This is a genomic window from Mesorhizobium sp. M0119, assembly GCF_040322615.1.
Lineage (GTDB): Bacteria > Pseudomonadota > Alphaproteobacteria > Rhizobiales > Rhizobiaceae > Mesorhizobium.
On the sequence record NZ_JAMYTU010000002.1, the window covers coordinates 355,960 to 371,856 of the forward strand.

Sequence of the window (15,897 nt, forward strand, 5' to 3'; positions counted from 1 at the left end):
GCGCCCTCGCGCATGGCCCCGAAAAGCGATTTTCGGGGTCATGCGCAAAATCAACAGTTACGAAGTCCTCTCGCGCTCCGACAAAGTCAGGGGCGCAGCCGTCCTCAGGCCGTCGCCGGCTTGAAGGTCAAGGCGACGCCGTTGATGCAATGCCGCAACCCGGTCGGCGGCGGACCGTCGTCGAAGACGTGGCCGAGATGGCCACCGCAGCGGCGACAGTGGACCTCGGTGCGGGTCATGCCCAACGACCTGTCCACGGTCTTGCCGACGGAATTCGGGATTTCCTGCCAGAAGCTCGGCCAGCCTGTGCCGGAATCGAACTTGGTCTCTGACGAATAGACCGGCAGGTCGCAGCCGGCGCAAGCGAAGATGCCTTTGCGGTGCTCGTTGAGCAGCGGACTGGTGCCCGGGTATTCCGTGCCCTCCTTGCGCAGCACATTGAAGGCCGCGTCGGACAGGATGGCGCGCCATTCGGCCTCGGTCTTGGTAACCTCGAAAGTCTCGGCCGCGCGTGCATCCTGGGCTCCGCCCATGCGCAGCGCGGTGGCGCCTGCGACAACGCCAAGGGCTGCCGCACCACTCAAAAGAAGCTCGCGACGGTTCATGGCCATTCCTCCTGTCATTGCTTGTGCCAAATTCGACCGCCACACGGAAATCAAAAGCCGGTGACGATCGCTGTCCTCAAAGCGGGACTCCGCGCCTATCCACATCTTGCGTGAACGGCGCGGAGTGTGCGCAGGGAGGCCCTTAGCGATATCTTCGCCGGCAGCGTGCGTTTGTTACATTTTCGGCAGGAGAACCTTGTCGACGACGTGGATGACGCCGTTGGACTGCTCGACATCGGCGATCGTCACATTGGCGACATTGCCGTTCTCGTCGGTCACGGTGACCTTGCCGCCGTCGGTCTTGAGCGACAGTTCGCAACCACCGACCGTCTTGACCTTGTGGGTGCCGCCGTCATCCTTGACCATCGTGGCGACGTCGGCGGCCATCGCCTTGGCGCCGATGACATGGCAAGTCAGGATCTTGACGAGCTTGTCCTTGTTTTCAGGCCTGAGCAGCGTCTCCACCGTGCCGGCTGGAAGCGCCGCAAAGGCCTCGTTGGTCGGCGCGAACACGGTGAAGGGGCCGGCGCTCTGCAGCGTATCGACCAGGCCGCCTGCCTTGACGGCAGCGACCAGCGTCGTGTGGTCCTTCGAGTTGACAGCATTTTCGACGATGTTTTTCTGGGCATACATGGCGGCGCCGCCGACCATCGGATTTTGGGCATAGGCAATGGTGGCGAGCCCAGAAATGGCGACCGTTCCGGCAAGCAAAAGGGTGGCGAATTTACGCATGATTTCAATCTCCTCGGGCTATCGTTCCCCTCATTCGGGAACGCAAGGAGATACGCGACAGAAACGCCTGAGTTTCGCCCTCTCCGCAAAAAAATATTGTGTCGCTGCAATTTGCCCCGGCGCGGATCGACAGCCGCCAACAAGCTTTGCAGGCGTTTAAATCGTGGGAGATAGATTTCAGGTCTGCTTCCAGAGGCAAGAAGCGATCAGACGCTCTTCAGATCGCCCGCTGCGACCACCGGTCCAGTCGGCTGGCCGGTCGGCGAACCGCCGGCAGGCTCGACGCTGACCGCAAGCACGGCGCCTTGCGCCAACTTTTCCTGGACGGCGGGCGGGATGGCCAAATGCGCGGTGGCACCGGCCGGGATGACGCCCATCGATACCGGCGCATTCTTGCCTTCGATCATCCACAGTTCGAAGTCCTTGCCGGCGGCCCGCTCGCCGGAAACGTGGGAAAGACCGATCTCGTGACGGGCGGCATCGTAGACGACGAGATATTTGACGTCGCTGCCTTCGGCCGCCAGCGAGGCGACAAGCCGCGTCTGCGGCGGTTCGGTGGGCGGGCGGAAGTAAGGCACGGCGATGTAGATCGCCAGCGCCGCAATGGCGGCGGCGGCAAGACCGCGCCAGAAGCCAAGGCTCGACCAGAGGCCGGCGCGCGGCTCTGCAGCGAACAGCCGGCGGTCCAATGCTTCCTTGACCCTGATCGGAGGCTCTGTCTCCGGATAGGCGGCGGCCATCGGCGAAAGATGCGCCTCCCAGCTATCGACAAGGCGCGCGAAGGCGGCGTCCGCATCGATGCGGCGCGACGCGATCTCGCGTTCGTCGGCGGCCAGCACGCCAAGAACGTATTCGGCGGCGAACAGGTCGTCGCCCCCACGTTCCGGTCCGTTGTCGTCAGCCAGCGTCATCTTTCCAGGCATTCTCTCAGTTTCAACAGGCTGCGCCGCAGCCAGGTCCGCATTGTGTTCAGCGGCACGCGATAGCGCTCCGCCAGCTCGGCGTAGCTTTTGCCATCCAGATAGGCGCCCCGGACGGCCGCCGCCCGGTCCTTGTCCAATTCCTCGAGACAATGGTAGATGCGTTCGGACTCACCGCCCGCCACGGCCATGGCCTCCGGCCCCGGCGCCGGATCGGCCACGTCGAGCGCGGCATCGATATAGGCGGCAGGCTCTCGCCGCGCCCTGATCCGATCGATCGCATGATTGCGCGCAATGGCCACCACCCAGGAGATCGGGCTCAGATCCGAAACGGCGAAACGGTCCGCCTTCGTCCATATCTTGACGAAGACCTCTTGAAGCGCCTCTTCTGCATCTCCCCGATCCTTCAATACACGAAGGCAGACGCCGAAAAGTTTCGCGCTGGTCTGCCGGTACAGCAGATCGAACGCAGCCCGGTCCTTCATCGAAGTCCGGACAATCAGGTTGCTGATGTCCTGCGGCGTCATCGGCCGCCAAATTAGGCGATTGCAATGTATTTGCAACGACTGAAATGGTCTTGCGCACTGGCAGCGCCAGCGTCGATTGCCAAGGAAATCGCCGCCCGCTAGCTTGCCATGAGCGGGAGGGCGACCATGTCGATCGAGCGGGTTCTGTGGGAGCATGACGCAACCGGCCAGGCCGCACTCGTGCACAAGGGAGAGATCACACCGCAAGATCTCGTCGATGCGGCGATCGCCCGGGCCGAGGCCACCCAGCCGGAGATCAACGCCATCGCCGAACCGCTTTTTGAGGCGGCGCGGGCGCGAGCGAAAACCGTCGACCACAAGCTGCCGCTTGCCGGAGTGCCCTTTGCGCTGAAGGACCTCGGCATCGCCATGAAGGGCGTGCCGACGCATGGCGGCAGCCGCATCCCAGCCTACACCCCCGATTTCAACTCGGTCATGACGGAACGCTATCTGGCTGCGGGCCTGATCCCGATCGCCACCAGCACCGCACCCGAACACGGGCTGAGGCTGGTGACCGAATCGGTGGCTTACGGCGTCACCCGCAACCCATGGGACACCGCGCACACGACCGGCGGTTCCTCGGGCGGTGCGGCTGCGCTGGTCGCGGCCGGCGTCGTGCCGGTGGCGCATGCCTCGGATGGCGGCGGCTCGATCAGGGTGCCTGCCGCTTGCACCGGGCTGGTCGGGCTGAAAACCTCGCGCGGCCGCGTGCCCTTGACGCCGCTCGTCACCGAAAGCTGGTACGGCTTCGTCGTCGACCATGCGTTGGCCCGCTCGGTGCGCGATACGGCCCTGCTGCTCGACCTGACCCACGGGCCCGACCCGCTGTCGCCCTACGCGGCACCCTCGCCGAACGGCAGTTTCACTGCGGCCGCCGGGCGCGATCCGGGCAAGCTCAAGCTCGCCTTCTACCGAAAATCGCCGCTCGGCCTGCCGATTTCGGAAGAAACCTTGAAAGCTCTGGATGCGGCAATTGCGTTGGCGCGCGAAGGCGGACACAGCGTCGAGGAGATCGACCTGCCCTATATCGATCGCGATTTCATCGCCGATTTCTCCAGAACCGTCGCCGCGGCGGTGGCCGGCACGATGCGTGGCGAGGCCTTGCGCGTCGGCCGCTCCATCTCAGGCGACATCGAACGCGCCACGCGCGTGATGAGCCGGTTCGGTGAAATCCTCTCGGCCGGCGAAATCTATGCCGGCCTGCAGCGGCTGCACGCAACCTCGCGTCGGCTTATCACCGAAACCGCGCATTATGATGCAGTGCTGATGCCTGTCATCGCGCACCCGCCGCTCGCCTGTGGCACCATGGACCCGAAAGGCGCCGACGAATTCATCGAGAATGTCCTGGACAGACTGCGCCTCGCCGGCCTGCTGAAGTTCAAGCCGCTATTCGGCCAGCTGATGGACAAGAGCCTTTCGTTCACCCACTGGCCGGCGATCCAGAACGTCAGCGGGCAACCGTCGATCACGCTTCCGGTTTACGTGACCGATGCCGGCCTGCCGCTCGGCGTCCAAGCCGCCGGCCGCCCCGGCGACGAGGAGACGCTTTTGTCGTTCGCCGCGCAGATGGAAAAGATCTCGGGATGGCTGGGCCGGCGGGCGCCGCTGCAGGTGCCGGCATAGACCATGATCCCGAAAGGTGGGAACCGGTTTTCGGACAAGGTCATGGTCAAACAAATAGTAGTACCGATTTGATCGATCGTGACAGCAAAGCCGTTTGCCCCCTCGTCCAATTCCCGCTAAGACGCCGCCGTTCATACCAAGCTGGGAACCACGCCGATGACGGATGTCGCCGCCACCGCCGAAATGCAGGCAGCGCTGCTTTCAAGGGCGCTGCCCTATATGCAACGCTACGAGAACAAGACGGTCGTGGTGAAATATGGCGGCCACGCGATGGGCGACATCGCGCTCGGCAAGGCTTTCGCCCGCGATATCGCGCTTTTGAAACAATCCGGCGTCAACCCGATCGTCGTGCATGGCGGCGGGCCGCAGATCGGCGCCATGCTCAGCAAGATGGGCATCGAATCCAAATTCGAGGGCGGCTTGCGTGTCACCGACCAGAAGACCGTCGAGATTGTCGAGATGGTGCTGGCCGGATCGATCAACAAGGAGATCGTCGCGCTGATCAATGCCGAGGGCGAGTGGGCGATCGGCCTGTGCGGCAAGGACGGCAACATGGTGTTTGCCGAAAAGGCGCGCAAGACCATGATCGATCCGGATTCCAACATCGAGCGGGTGCTCGACCTAGGCTTCGTCGGTGAACCGGTCGAGGTCGACCGCACATTGCTCGACCTCCTGGCGCGGTCCGAAATGATCCCGGTGCTGGCGCCGGTGGCGCCCGGCCGCGACGGCCATACCTACAACATCAACGCCGACACTTTTGCCGGCGCCATCGCCGGCGCCTGCCAGGCGACGCGCCTGCTGTTCCTCACCGACGTGCCCGGCGTGCTCGACAAGGACAAGAAGCTGATCGACGAGTTGACCGTGGCCGAGGCCAAGGCCCTGATCAAGGACGGCACGGTCTCGGGCGGCATGATCCCCAAAGTCGAGACCTGCATCGAGGCAATCGAGCGCGGCGTCGCAGGCGTCGTCATCCTCAACGGGAAGACGCCGCATGCGGTGCTGCTCGAGCTGTTCACCGAACACGGCGCCGGCACGCTGATCGTGCCGTGAGGCCGGGTGTCTGAGGGGCTCAAGCGTTTGGCGAAATAGCCGTCACGGACTTACGCGACAGGCGTTCGACAACCATCGATTCCTCTTCCTCGTCTTGCGGCGCGCCCCAGAATTCGGTGAGCGTCGGGCCATTTTTCAGGCGGCGGTCGCGGACCAGAAAGCCCCAGACTTCGCGGAACCAGACGCGGCGGCCCATTTTGGTGTACCAGCGCATCGAATGCCGTTGCTCCGGATCCTTGTGGAACAGGATGCGCGCCAGCGCCTTGGGCCGCGACTGCACGGCCAGTTCGATCAGCTTGACGGCGAAGAACAGCATCCACGGTTTGAGGCGGGTCATCCGCAGCACCTGGTGCTTGTAGTCCCACAGGCGGGCGTCCAGCTGGATCACCTTGCGGTCCCTGGCAATCCTGAAGAACGGCGTCCAGCGATGCGGCGTCACATAGAGCGCCTGGATCTGGTCGGGGTCATAAGCGATCAGCTGGCGGAAGCCGCGCCAGAGGTCGCGCAAGCCTTCGTCCTCGAAACCGGCCACCCAGGTCGCCATCGACAAGATGCCGTTGAGGCGCAGCAGCCGGATCGCCTCGCGATCGGATGAGATGCTGCCGCCCTTGCGGATCAATGCAAGCGTCTGCTCGTCGGTGTTTTCCATGCCAAGCAGCCAGCGGATGACGCCGGCCTTGCGATAGAGATGCAGGCTGTCGGCGTCACGGACGATGTCGTCGGCGCGGGTGGAGCCGACGATCAGCACCGGCACGTTCTCGGCGATCATCGCATCGAGAAAGGCGCGCCAGGCTTTTTTGGACGAGGTCGGGTTCTCGTCGGCAAGGTTGATCAGCTCGACGCCATGCTCGCGGTGCAGCCAGGCAACCTCCCGCGCGAACTTCACCGGGTCGCGGTGCCGCCAGCGCGTCCAGAAGCCGCGCTGGCCGCAATAGTTGCACAGATGCGGACAGCCTCGCGAGAACTGCATGACCACCGCGCGCTTGCCGCCCCAATAGCTGTAGCGACCGAAGTCGATCAGTTCCCAGCCGATGCGGTAGTCGTCTAGGTCGCTGATCGTTCTTGTCGGCCGGGTGGCAAAGGGCCGGCGCAAATCATCAGGAAAGGCGATGCCCGTCACATCCGACAGCGGTTTGCGTTTTTCCAGCGCTTCGACCAGCGCGACGATTGTCGCCTCGCCCTCGCCACGCACGATGAAGTCGAAGACACCCGTTTCAGCCAGTATGTCGCGCCAGTGATAGGTCGGAAACACGCCGCCATAAATCAGGATTGTCGCCGGCTCGATATCCTTGACCATGCCGGCGATCAGCAGGGCTGTCGGATGCGCAGAGGTCGAGCCGGAATGGCCGATCAGAATGCAGTCGGGATGGTCGCTCAAGGCGTCCCGGACCAGCGTGGCAAGCGCCATCGGCCCGAATTCGGCGTCCACAAGCCGCACTTGATGTCCCGCGTCGATCAGCGGACCGCCCAGTGCCAGCAAACCGAGCGGCGGCAGATGGTCGTCCGGCACACGGCTGCCGATGGCGGTATGCGGCGGGTTGATCAGGACGATTTTCATGGCGGGCCTTATGGCGGTCCGCATGTCGTAGTCGGCGATCTAGCTCTGGAGATTGGCCAGCTTCAGCAGTTTGTGTGCAGCTTTTCCGCAGAAATGCCTATCGTCTGAGATGTGCAAGCGGGACATGGCCAGGCCCCTTGATGTTCTGCAGCACAAGCTGCGTGTGTACGTCGCGCACGCCCTCGAGCCGCATCAGACGGTGCATGACGAAGGCATTGAGCTCGTCGACCGACGGCACCATCACGTGCAGCAGGAAATCATGGTCGCCGGTCATGGTCCAGCATGAGGACACCTCGTCCATGCGCTGGACGGCGGCGATGAAGCTTTCGGGCGAGCCGTCGCTGTGGCTGGTCAGGCGCACCTGGATGAACACCTCGACCATCAGCCCGATGGCGCGACGGCTGAGCACCGCGGCGAAGCGCTTGATGATGCCCGCCTGCTGAAGAGCCTCAAAGCGCCGCGCGCAAGGTGTCGTCGACAGGCCGATCTGCTGCGCCAGTTCGGATACCGGCTTGCGCCCGTCGCGCTGCAGGATGTCGAGCATCTTGATCTCGAATTCGTCAAACTGAGGCATTTTCACTCTCCCAAAGCTCGATCGTGGAGTCTTTTACCTCCAACCCCGCATTTGAGCCACCATCAAAGCTGATTTGCCTCGCGCGATCCGGCTAAGATTTCCGACAATCCGCTGATCATGATTTCCAGGGAGAGCAGCCATGACCATGAACGTTGCCGACTATGCCCGCGAATGCGCCGCGCGAGGCCTTCGCGGCGATTATTCGGTCTGCCGTGCCGATTTCACCGTGGCGCAGGGCTACAATTATAGCGACGAAGAACAGGCGGTGTGGCGCACGCTGTGCGACCGCCAGACGAAGCTGACCAGGAAGCTCGCCCATCATTCCTATCTCGACGGCGTTGCGGCGCTCGGCCTTCTCGACAAGATCCCGGATTTCGGTGAGGTCAGCGAGAAGCTGCGCAAGCTCACCGGCTGGGAGATCGTCGCCGTGCCGGGGCTCATTCCCGCCCAGCCGTTCTTCGACCACCTCGCCAACCGCCGCTTCCCGGTCACCAACTGGCTGCGAACCCAAAAGGAGCTCGACTATATTGTCGAGCCCGACATGTTCCACGATTTCTTCGGTCACGTGCCGATCTTGACGCAACCGGTCTTTGCCGACTTCATGCAGATGTATGGCAAGAAGGCCGACAGCGTGATTGCGCTCGGCGGCGACGAGATGATCACCAGGCTTTACTGGTACACCGTCGAATACGGGCTGATGCGCGAACCCGGCCAGCCGCTGAAGGCGTTCGGCGCCGGGCTGATGTCATCCTTCACGGAGCTTCAGTTCGCGGTCGAAGGCGGCGAGGCGCACCATGTCGCCTTCGACCTGGAAACCGTAATGCGCACCGGCTACGAGATCGACAAGTTTCAGCGTGCCTATTTCGTGCTGCCGTCATTCGACGCCCTGCGTGATGCTTTCGAGACCGCCGATCTTGCGGCGATCGTGGCGCGCCGCAAAGGCGAGCCGGCGCTCGATCCGGCAAAGGTCTGAAAGGTTAGTTCTTGCTAGCGACCGCCAAGGCTCAGGCGGCTTCGGAAATATCGCGGTCGATGATCGACAGATTGCGGCCGCGATGCTTGGCCTCGTAAAGCCGCTGGTCGGCGGCGCGCATCAGCTCCGACACTGCGGCGTCCTTGCCGCAGGTGATGCCGCCAATACTGACTGTCAGCGGAACCGTTCGTTCTCCGACGGGCCGGAAACGGATACGCTCGACTTCACGGCGGATGCGCTCGGCGACGCGCCTGGCCTCGTGTTCGGTGGCGCCGATCAGAAGGGCGCAGAATTCCTCGCCGCCGATGCGGCCAAGCACGTCGCCGCTGCGCACGCCACGCTCTATCGCGTTTGCGATCAGGAGCAGCGCATCGTCGCCGATCAGATGGCCGTAGCTGTCGTTGATGGTCTTGAAATGATCGGCATCGATGATCAGCAATGCCCCGCGATCGAAATTACGCCGGGAGCCGTCGAGCGCGGCAAAGAAGCTTTCGCGGTTGAGCATGCCGGTCATGTCGTCGCGGCTCGCCTTTTCCGCCAAGCGCCTGTGCGCGGCGGAGAGTTGGGCATGGGCGCGGGCGAGCTCGCGATGCGCGGTCTGCAACCTTTCGCCCTGCCAGAACGTATAGGCGCCGACGCCCCAGGCAAGGGCCAGCGGGCAGACGGTGGAAGTCAACCAGATGGTGCGATTGATCGGAAAACCCATTGCCGGCACGACGATCAGCGTCAGCAAAAGCGAGACCGCGACAGAGGCGAAAGCGATGGCGGCAGACTTTAGAAATATGCGATTCATCGCTTGCTCCCACTGGTCCCTCTTGGTCACAGCAAGCGCTGAATGTCACCTTTCGGCGATGCTTAAGATTTTAATTATGGCGCCATTTTCACCACCCAGAGCGCGCATAGGTTGTGGATAAACCTCCTGTTAGAAAGATCGTTTCGTGCCATAAGGACGGTATGACCACACTTCCCGACCCCGCCCGCTTTGCCCATGTCACCGACTGGGTGTTCGATCTCGACAACACGCTTTATCCGCATCATTCGAATCTGTTCTCGCAGATCGATGTGAAGATGACCGCCTACGTCGGAGAATTGCTGACGCTGCCGCGCGAGGAAGCACGCAAGCTGCAAAAGGAGCTCTACCGCGAATACGGCACGACGCTGAACGGATTGATGACGCGCCACGGCATCGACCCCGATGATTTTCTCGAGAAGGTCCACGACATCGATTATTCCTGGCTGGTTCCAGATCCCGTCCTCGGCACCGCCATACGCCAGCTTCCCGGCCGTAAATTCATCTTCACCAACGGGGATCGCCGGCATGCCGAACGCACCGCGCGGCAGTTGGGCATTCTTGAGCATTTCGACGATATTTTCGATATCGTCGCAGCCGGACTGAACCCCAAGCCGGCGCGGCAATCCTACGAGAAATTTGCCGAACTCCACGCCGTTACCGGGCAAAATGCGGTGATGTTCGAAGATCTCGCCCGCAACCTGTCGGTACCGAAATCGCTGGGCATGACCACGGTGCTGGTGGTGCCGCGCAATTTCGAGCCGACCTTCTCGGAAATCTGGGAACGCGACCCGGCCAACGAGGACGATGTGGACTTCGTCACCGACGATCTCGCCGGCTTTCTCACGGCGATCGTCGAAGTCCCTGCTTGAGGCAGCCGGCGCGCTTCAAGTCCTTGCTCGCATGTCAAAGTTTATAGAAGCGGCTAATGATCCCCCAGGCCTCGTCGGCGGTGTCGACGAAATCGATGATATCCTGGTCGCCGGGCGTGATCGTGCCTTGCTCGGCGAGGAAATCGAGGTCGATTGCCCTTGCCCAGAAAGCCTTGCCGAACAGAATGACCGGCACGCGTTCCATGCGGCCGGTCTGGATCAGGGTCAGCGTTTCGAAGAACTCGTCCATCGTGCCGAAGCCGCCTGGAAATACCGCAACGGCCTTGGCCCGCATAACGAAATGCATCTTGCGGACCGCGAAATAGTGGAAGTTGAAGCAGAGTTCCGGCGTCACGTAGGCGTTTGGCGCCTGCTCGTGCGGCAGCACGATGTTGAGACCGATCGACGGCGCGCCAACATCGTCGGCGCCGCGATTGCCGGCCTCCATGACACCCGGCCCGCCGCCGGTCACCACGACGAATTCGCGATAGTACGAGGTGGCCGACTGCTGTGAGCAGAGGCGGGCGAATTTGCGCGCCTCCTCGTAATATTTGCTGTTTTGCTCGAGGTTCTTCTTCTGCGTCTCGTTCTTGGCCGCCCAGGCTTCGCCGCCGGGCTCGGGGATGCGGGCGCCGCCGAACAGGATGACGGTCGATTGGATGCCGCGCTCGGCCAGGATCATCTCCGGTTTCAGCAGTTCGAGCTGCAGCCTGACCGCGCGCAACTCGCGCCGCGTCATGAAATCGGGATCGTTCCAGGCCAGCCGATATGTCTCCGCGCGCGTTTGCGGCGTGTCCGGCACGCTTCTCGACCGCTCCAGATCCTCGTCCGAATGCGGCAGCGGCGTCCATCCCGCCTTTTCCATGGGAGTCATATTTGCTTTACCCGTCCAATCATTCACTTGCGCGTCCCGTGACGCTGCCGCGATTGACCCTCCCCAAGCCTTCACATAGGGTCCGCGCGACTTTCAAACAGGTTAAGGCGCCGGCCCTTAACAGCTTGGTAATGGAGCGAATTCATGTCGAAGCCCGATCTCGCGAGCCTCGAGCAGATTATCGAGAACGCCTTCGAGGAACGCGACACGATTTCGACCGCAACCCGCGGCGAGACGCGCGAGGCCATCCAATCGGCGCTCGACCTGCTCGACCGGGGCGTCGCCCGCGTCGCCGAGCGGCAGGCCGACGGCAAATGGCACGTCAACCAGTGGCTGAAGAAGGCGGTGCTGCTGTCCTTCCGGCTCACCCCGATGGAGATCATAAAGGGCGGTCCCGGTCAGGCGGTATGGTGGGACAAGGTGCCCTCGAAATTCGACGGCTGGAGCGCCGTCGATTTCGAGAAGGCGGGCTTCCGCGCCGTGCCGTCGTCGATCGTGCGCCGCTCCGCCTATGTCGCGCCCGGCGCCGTGCTGATGCCGTCCTTCGTCAACGTCGGCGCCTATGTCGACAGCGGCACCATGGTCGACACCTGGGCTTCGGTCGGCTCCTGTGCCCAGATCGGCAAGAATGTGCATCTGTCGGGCGGCGTCGGCATCGGCGGCGTGCTGGAGCCGATGCAGGCCGGCCCAACCATCATCGAGGACAATTGCTTCATCGGCGCCCGTTCCGAAGTGGTCGAAGGCTGCATCGTTCGCGAAGGCTCGGTGCTCGGCATGGGCGTCTTCATCGGCCAGTCGACCAAGATCGTCGACCGCGCCACCGGCGAGATCTTCTACGGCGAAGTGCCGGCCAATTCTGTCGTCGTCGCCGGCTCGCTGCCGGGCAAGCCTTTTCCAAACAACGAGCCCGGCCCCAGCCTCTACTGCGCCGTCATCGTCAAGCGGGTCGACGCCAGGACCCGTTCCAAGACCTCGATCAACGAATTGCTTCGCGATTGATCTTTCTCAACGAATACGGACGGAATTCGCTTGCCTGACGGATCAGACCTTATCTGGCTTTTCTTTAGAGCTTCGGGCCGCGTCAGCCGCGCGGCCTATTTTCTTGGAGGACTGCTGGTGGCCATCATACAGGCCTTCCCGCTCTACCGTTTCACGCTGGTGCCGGAAGGCACCACCGAGAGCAACATGTGGTCGTTCATTTTCTTCATCGCCTTCATTGCCTCGCTTTGGTCGAACGTGGTGCTGGCAGTGAAGCGATTGCACGACCTCGACAAGCCGGGCGTTGCGGCGCTGGTGCTGTTCGTGCCGGTTGTCTCGATCATCGCTTTCCTCGTGCTTTGCCTGTTTCCGGGGCAACCCGGCCCCAACCGCTACGGCAAGCGCACCAACGCACCGGCCGAACCCTGAGCGCCGATCGGACATTTCGTCATGCGCTACCGCACGCTTGATCCGAAACTGATCCTCGAAACCGCCGAACGGCTGGAAGGCCGTGTCGCCGAGCGCTTTCCCGATGCAGGCTTGCGCGGCGTCGCCGCCGAGCTCGTGTCGCTGTCGCGCGATCTGGCAAAGGCGGCCAAGGCGCTGGAGGCGCCGATCTGGTGGCTGCGCGGCCTCATAATCGCCGCCTTCGTCGTCGGAGCGCTGATGTTCCTGTTCGTCGGCACAATCCTGCCGCTTGGCCGCATTTCTGGAAACCACGATGCCTTCCAGTCGGTGCAAGGCATCGAAGCTTCACTCAACATGATCATCCTCGCCGTGCTGGGCTTCCTAGCCTTGATCCGCTCCGAGGAGCGGATCAAGCGCAAGCGGGTGTTCCGCCAGCTCCACGGGCTGCGGTCGCTGATCCACGTCATCGACATGCACCAGCTGACCAAGGATCCGGCAGCACTTTCAGCCAGTTTCAAGCCGACTGCGCATTCGCCAGCCCGCATCACCAACGCCGCCGACCTTGCCCGCTATCTCGACTATTGCTCCGAAATGCTGTCGATCACCGGCAAGATCGCCGCGCTGTTCGCGCAATCGGTGAACGACGCCGTGGTGATCGACGGTGTCAATGACATCGAGAACCTGGCTTCGAACCTCTCGCGAAAGATCTGGCAGAAGATCACGCTGATCGAAACCCCTCATGGGCAGCCGGCACGTGCGGCGAAGACCGATCCCGAGCCGGGTCCGCCGCGTCGGCCTGCGGTCCGCAAACAACCGGGGCCGGCAAGCTAGAACCCGCGAGCCGGCGGCAGATCCGCGAGAGCGGCAGAGCGGGGAGTTCCGAAACCCCGGTTTTGCGCCGGATGCTCTAAGCGAATGTTAATCACCCTCGCCCAGCATGCCGGCGAAGACTGTGTCGACCGGCACGGAGCGCTCGACTGACAAGCGACCTATCTCTGACCACCAAGGAGCCGCGCAAAACGTGGACCGCCGGCGCTCGCCTGTTTGCCTGGTTCTCTTCGCCGATGAGATTGGAACCGGAAGCCGTCCGCGCCCGGCTGCTCGACACTACTTTCGACCGCAAATTCGCAGTCCTGTTCGGCACCATCAGCGTTCTGGTGGTTGCGGTCAGCGCCGCACTTGCCACCAAGGATTGGTGGCCCTACGCCTGGATCGCAGCCGACCTGATGCTTTTCGTCGTCCGCGTTCTGCTGATGCGGGAATGCGAGCGGGCCCGCAGGCGCGGCTCGAAAGGGCCGCTGGCAGGCCTGATGGCAGCCAGCGGCGTCTGGTCGGTCGTTTTCGGCCTCGGCTGCTATGGCTGTGTTGCCAGCGGGAATATGGCGCTGTCCGACTGGCTGCCTTGAATGTCGCAGGTGTCGTTGGCGTGGTGTCGTCACGCAATGCGGCGACCCCGCGCTTCGCCATATTCGTCATGTTGGCCGTAAGCCTGCCTTACGTGGTCGGTGCATTGTTTTCTGCGGCGCCCGGAATGCCGATCGTCGGAATTCAGACGCCGTTCTATGTTGCCGGCGTCATCATCGTGCTGCTTCAGAACCACGCGATCAACGCCCGCATGATCCGCGCCGAGCTGGACAATCGCGACCTGGCGATCAAGGACGCGCTGACCGGCCTGCCAAACCGCATCTTCCTGCAGGAGAAATTGCGCGACATGTGCCGCGACCTTGCGGCGCCTGCCGCCAATGGCGGCAAGCCGTTTGCAGTGCTCAGCATGGATCTCGACGGCTTCAAACAGGTCAACGACCGTTTTGGCCACGCCGTCGGCGACGTGCTGCTGCGCAAGGTGGCCGAACGATTGAAGCGCGGCTTCCGGCCCGGGGACGTGGTCTTCCGCATCGGCGGCGATGAATTTGTCATCCTTTTGCCCGCAACCTCGGAGATCGAGGCCACCTACCTGGCAAAGCGGGCCATCGAAAAGGTCTCGGTGCCTTTCGACCTCGGGGTCGGTTCCGCCATCCATGTCGGCTTGAGTGTCGGCAGCGCATTCGCACCCGCCGACGGCGGCGATCCGGAAATCCTGCTCACCTGCTCCGACCATGCGCTCTACGAAGCCAAGCGCACCGGCAAGGGCCGTTACTGGGCGCCTGTGCGGGCTACGATCTGACGGTCGCAGCGACGGCTTCCGGCGTCAGGCAGGGCGATCCGCGCCTCTCCTGCTCGGCCGCGCGCACCAGTGCAGTCACACGCTTCAGCAAAGGTGCCGGCGTGCCGGCCTTTTCGGCCAAACGCAGGGCCGCGCCTTGTAGTTCGCCGATCTCCGTCGGCCGGCGGCGCTGCAGGTCATCCCACATCGACGAACGTGCGGCCGGATCGATGGCAAGCATCCGCCGCGCCAAGAGCTTGAACAGCCAGTCGGGCAGGCGAAGCACTTTCGGCAGCAGTGCGGGACGCAGGCCGGCGATGCGAGCGGGTTCGATGCCTGTCGCCGGCATTGCCGCCAACGCTTCGTCTATCTGGCCGGCCAGGATCAGCCGCCAGCGGCGATCGGCAAGCTCTGCCGCCAGCGGCAGGCCGGAAAGCGCCACCAGCGCGTTGTTGAGGTTGAGCAGCAGCTTGCCCCATAGCACCGCTTCGATGTCACCATGCGTGGCGACGGCAAAGCCCTCGACGTCGAGCAGTTCGTCAACGCCTGTCGGACCCTGTTCGATCATCACCTTGCCGCCGCTGGCGCGGTGCAGGCGAAGCGGCAATTCGCCCTCCGGCGATTGAACCACGTTGAACGGCACCATGCCCGCGAGCACCCGCCGGGCGGTGAGATGCGCTCGCAATTTGTCGGCATTGTCGACGCCGTTCTGCAGACTGAGTATCACCGCATCCGGTCGGGCATGGGCGGCAATAAGCCCGGCCATGTCTTGCGCCGCGCCGCTCTTGACCGTTACCAGGATGACATCGGCACGGAGGAATGCCGCGGCCGGATCGGCGGTGACCGACAATGCCTCCGCCCTGACGGAACGGTCGCGGCCATCACGGTCGGTGATGCGCAATCCACCTTTTTGCAGCGCCTGCTCGATGCGCGGTCGCGCCAGCAGAACCACCTTTCGCCCGGCAAGTATCAGGCAGCCGCCGGCGTAGCATCCGATACTGCCGGCACCGGCGATTAGGATTGTCTTGCCACGCGTGACCATGCGATGGCCCTGTCCTGGTGGAGAGGCCTTGCCGCAATTATACGACATGAAAACCATAATGTCGGCGGCATGGCTGGCCCTTAGAGTCTTTCACGTTTTGACGGAAGCGTATCCGGCGTTTGTGAAGTAGTTTTTGCATTCGCCGGGTTCGATCGTCGCAACGAGGTGGCCGATGTGGCGCCAAGTGTCCTCGACGGTACGCTTCTGAGCTTGTCGCATCCAATGCTT

Annotated in this window: 18 protein-coding genes and 1 pseudogene; 9 read left to right on the forward strand and 10 right to left on the reverse strand. The window is 63.0% G+C overall.

Annotated elements, in window-relative coordinates; all coding sequences use genetic code 11:
• Positions 1 to 104: 104 nt before the first annotated feature.
• The 4 genes from msrB to NKJ40_RS03590 form a co-directional block, all read right to left on the reverse strand.
• The gene (gene msrB / locus NKJ40_RS03575; RefSeq protein WP_352464747.1) at positions 105 to 605 is read right to left on the reverse strand and encodes a peptide-methionine (R)-S-oxide reductase MsrB; all 501 of its coding nucleotides are present in this window, start codon (positions 603 to 605) and stop codon (positions 105 to 107) included.
• Between the two features lie 174 nt (positions 606 to 779).
• The gene (locus tag NKJ40_RS03580; protein WP_352464749.1) at positions 780 to 1,337 is read right to left on the reverse strand and encodes a fasciclin domain-containing protein; all 558 of its coding nucleotides are present in this window, start codon (positions 1,335 to 1,337) and stop codon (positions 780 to 782) included.
• Positions 1,338 to 1,543: 206 nt separating this feature from the next.
• Positions 1,544 to 2,248 carry an anti-sigma factor gene (locus NKJ40_RS03585; RefSeq protein WP_352464797.1) on the reverse strand — a complete coding sequence of 235 codons (705 nt, stop codon included), beginning with the start codon at positions 2,246 to 2,248 and terminating at the stop codon, positions 1,544 to 1,546.
• Positions 2,245 to 2,784: a sigma-70 family RNA polymerase sigma factor gene (locus tag NKJ40_RS03590; RefSeq protein ID WP_352464751.1), complete on the reverse strand. Its 540-nt coding sequence runs from the start codon at positions 2,782 to 2,784 to the stop codon at positions 2,245 to 2,247. Before NKJ40_RS03590 ends, NKJ40_RS03585 begins: the two co-directional genes overlap by 4 nt.
• Positions 2,785 to 2,910: 126 nt before the next feature.
• Between NKJ40_RS03590 and NKJ40_RS03595 the strand changes: the two genes are divergently transcribed.
• Both NKJ40_RS03595 and argB read left to right on the forward strand, forming a co-directional pair.
• The gene (locus NKJ40_RS03595) at positions 2,911 to 4,407 is read left to right on the forward strand and encodes an amidase (RefSeq protein ID WP_352464753.1); all 1,497 of its coding nucleotides are present in this window, start codon (positions 2,911 to 2,913) and stop codon (positions 4,405 to 4,407) included.
• A gap of 156 nt (positions 4,408 to 4,563) precedes the next feature.
• Positions 4,564 to 5,457 (forward strand): acetylglutamate kinase, encoded by an 894-nt coding sequence (gene argB / locus NKJ40_RS03600; RefSeq protein WP_023677482.1) that lies wholly within the window; start codon positions 4,564 to 4,566, stop codon positions 5,455 to 5,457.
• A gap of 19 nt (positions 5,458 to 5,476) precedes the next feature.
• Here argB and bchE read toward each other — a convergent pair whose 3' ends face one another.
• Entirely contained in the window at positions 5,477 to 7,015 is a 1,539-nt protein-coding gene (bchE, locus tag NKJ40_RS03605; protein ID WP_352464755.1) for a magnesium-protoporphyrin IX monomethyl ester anaerobic oxidative cyclase, read from the reverse strand.
• Between the two features lie 97 nt (positions 7,016 to 7,112).
• Positions 7,113 to 7,589 (reverse strand): Lrp/AsnC family transcriptional regulator, encoded by a 477-nt coding sequence (locus tag NKJ40_RS03610; RefSeq protein ID WP_352464756.1) that lies wholly within the window; start codon positions 7,587 to 7,589, stop codon positions 7,113 to 7,115.
• 139 nt (positions 7,590 to 7,728) lie between these two features.
• Between NKJ40_RS03610 and phhA the strand changes: the two genes are divergently transcribed.
• Positions 7,729 to 8,562: a phenylalanine 4-monooxygenase gene (gene phhA, locus NKJ40_RS03615; protein WP_352464757.1), complete on the forward strand. Its 834-nt coding sequence runs from the start codon at positions 7,729 to 7,731 to the stop codon at positions 8,560 to 8,562.
• A 31-nt stretch (positions 8,563 to 8,593) separates the two neighbouring features.
• Here the strand turns inward: phhA and NKJ40_RS03620 are convergent, their stop codons facing one another.
• Entirely contained in the window at positions 8,594 to 9,355 is a 762-nt protein-coding gene (locus tag NKJ40_RS03620; RefSeq protein WP_352464759.1) for a GGDEF domain-containing protein, read from the reverse strand.
• Positions 9,356 to 9,516: 161 nt separating this feature from the next.
• Here NKJ40_RS03620 and NKJ40_RS03625 point away from each other — a divergent pair, with 161 nt between their 5' ends.
• Positions 9,517 to 10,224: a pyrimidine 5'-nucleotidase gene (locus NKJ40_RS03625; RefSeq protein WP_023677476.1), complete on the forward strand. Its 708-nt coding sequence runs from the start codon at positions 9,517 to 9,519 to the stop codon at positions 10,222 to 10,224.
• 34 nt (positions 10,225 to 10,258) lie between these two features.
• Here the strand turns inward: NKJ40_RS03625 and NKJ40_RS03630 are convergent, their stop codons facing one another.
• A complete protein-coding gene (locus NKJ40_RS03630; RefSeq protein WP_292655870.1) occupies positions 10,259 to 11,098 on the reverse strand; it encodes an LOG family protein in 840 nt (279 codons plus the stop codon).
• A 144-nt stretch (positions 11,099 to 11,242) separates the two neighbouring features.
• Between NKJ40_RS03630 and dapD the strand changes: the two genes are divergently transcribed.
• From dapD to NKJ40_RS03655, 5 genes are all read left to right on the forward strand, one after another.
• The gene (dapD, locus tag NKJ40_RS03635; RefSeq protein WP_352464761.1) at positions 11,243 to 12,097 is read left to right on the forward strand and encodes a 2,3,4,5-tetrahydropyridine-2,6-dicarboxylate N-succinyltransferase; all 855 of its coding nucleotides are present in this window, start codon (positions 11,243 to 11,245) and stop codon (positions 12,095 to 12,097) included.
• 30 nt (positions 12,098 to 12,127) lie between these two features.
• Positions 12,128 to 12,505 (forward strand): DUF805 domain-containing protein, encoded by a 378-nt coding sequence (locus tag NKJ40_RS03640; protein WP_352464762.1) that lies wholly within the window; start codon positions 12,128 to 12,130, stop codon positions 12,503 to 12,505.
• Between the two features lie 21 nt (positions 12,506 to 12,526).
• The gene (locus NKJ40_RS03645) at positions 12,527 to 13,315 is read left to right on the forward strand and encodes a hypothetical protein (protein ID WP_352464764.1); all 789 of its coding nucleotides are present in this window, start codon (positions 12,527 to 12,529) and stop codon (positions 13,313 to 13,315) included.
• Between the two features lie 233 nt (positions 13,316 to 13,548).
• The gene (locus NKJ40_RS03650) at positions 13,549 to 13,890 is read left to right on the forward strand and encodes a hypothetical protein (protein ID WP_352464766.1); all 342 of its coding nucleotides are present in this window, start codon (positions 13,549 to 13,551) and stop codon (positions 13,888 to 13,890) included.
• The gene (locus NKJ40_RS03655) at positions 13,887 to 14,648 is read left to right on the forward strand and encodes a GGDEF domain-containing protein (RefSeq protein ID WP_352464767.1); all 762 of its coding nucleotides are present in this window, start codon (positions 13,887 to 13,889) and stop codon (positions 14,646 to 14,648) included. The genes NKJ40_RS03650 and NKJ40_RS03655 overlap by 4 nt, the downstream gene beginning before the upstream one ends.
• Here the strand turns inward: NKJ40_RS03655 and NKJ40_RS03660 are convergent.
• Both NKJ40_RS03660 and NKJ40_RS03665 read right to left on the reverse strand, forming a co-directional pair.
• On the reverse strand, positions 14,638 to 15,669 hold the full coding sequence (locus NKJ40_RS03660; RefSeq protein ID WP_352464768.1) for a 2-dehydropantoate 2-reductase: 1,032 nt from the start codon (positions 15,667 to 15,669) through the stop codon (positions 14,638 to 14,640). The genes NKJ40_RS03655 and NKJ40_RS03660 overlap by 11 nt on opposite strands.
• 90 nt (positions 15,670 to 15,759) lie before the next feature.
• Positions 15,760 to 15,897: pseudogene (locus NKJ40_RS03665) on the reverse strand (IS630 family transposase); the annotation flags it as partial.

Bases quoted from the DNA above. Each gene is read 5' to 3' on its own strand.
- msrB (WP_352464747.1), bottom strand. From the start codon at position 605: ATGAACCGTCGCGAGCTTCTTTTGAGTGGTGCGGCAGCCCTTGGCGTT.
- NKJ40_RS03580 (WP_352464749.1), bottom strand. From the start codon at position 1,337: ATGCGTAAATTCGCCACCCTTTTGCTTGCCGGAACGGTCGCCATTTCT.
- NKJ40_RS03585 (WP_352464797.1), bottom strand. From the start codon at position 2,248: ATGACGCTGGCTGACGACAACGGACCGGAACGTGGGGGCGACGACCTG.
- NKJ40_RS03590 (WP_352464751.1), bottom strand. From the start codon at position 2,784: ATGACGCCGCAGGACATCAGCAACCTGATTGTCCGGACTTCGATGAAG.
- NKJ40_RS03595 (WP_352464753.1), top strand. From the start codon at position 2,911: ATGTCGATCGAGCGGGTTCTGTGGGAGCATGACGCAACCGGCCAGGCC.
- argB (WP_023677482.1), top strand. From the start codon at position 4,564: ATGACGGATGTCGCCGCCACCGCCGAAATGCAGGCAGCGCTGCTTTCA.
- bchE (WP_352464755.1), bottom strand. From the start codon at position 7,015: ATGAAAATCGTCCTGATCAACCCGCCGCATACCGCCATCGGCAGCCGT.
- NKJ40_RS03610 (WP_352464756.1), bottom strand. From the start codon at position 7,589: ATGCCTCAGTTTGACGAATTCGAGATCAAGATGCTCGACATCCTGCAG.
- phhA (WP_352464757.1), top strand. From the start codon at position 7,729: ATGACCATGAACGTTGCCGACTATGCCCGCGAATGCGCCGCGCGAGGC.
- NKJ40_RS03620 (WP_352464759.1), bottom strand. From the start codon at position 9,355: ATGAATCGCATATTTCTAAAGTCTGCCGCCATCGCTTTCGCCTCTGTC.
- NKJ40_RS03625 (WP_023677476.1), top strand. From the start codon at position 9,517: ATGACCACACTTCCCGACCCCGCCCGCTTTGCCCATGTCACCGACTGG.
- NKJ40_RS03630 (WP_292655870.1), bottom strand. From the start codon at position 11,098: ATGACTCCCATGGAAAAGGCGGGATGGACGCCGCTGCCGCATTCGGAC.
- dapD (WP_352464761.1), top strand. From the start codon at position 11,243: ATGTCGAAGCCCGATCTCGCGAGCCTCGAGCAGATTATCGAGAACGCC.
- NKJ40_RS03645 (WP_352464764.1), top strand. From the start codon at position 12,527: ATGCGCTACCGCACGCTTGATCCGAAACTGATCCTCGAAACCGCCGAA.
- NKJ40_RS03650 (WP_352464766.1), top strand. From the start codon at position 13,549: ATGAGATTGGAACCGGAAGCCGTCCGCGCCCGGCTGCTCGACACTACT.
- NKJ40_RS03660 (WP_352464768.1), bottom strand. From the start codon at position 15,669: ATGGTCACGCGTGGCAAGACAATCCTAATCGCCGGTGCCGGCAGTATC.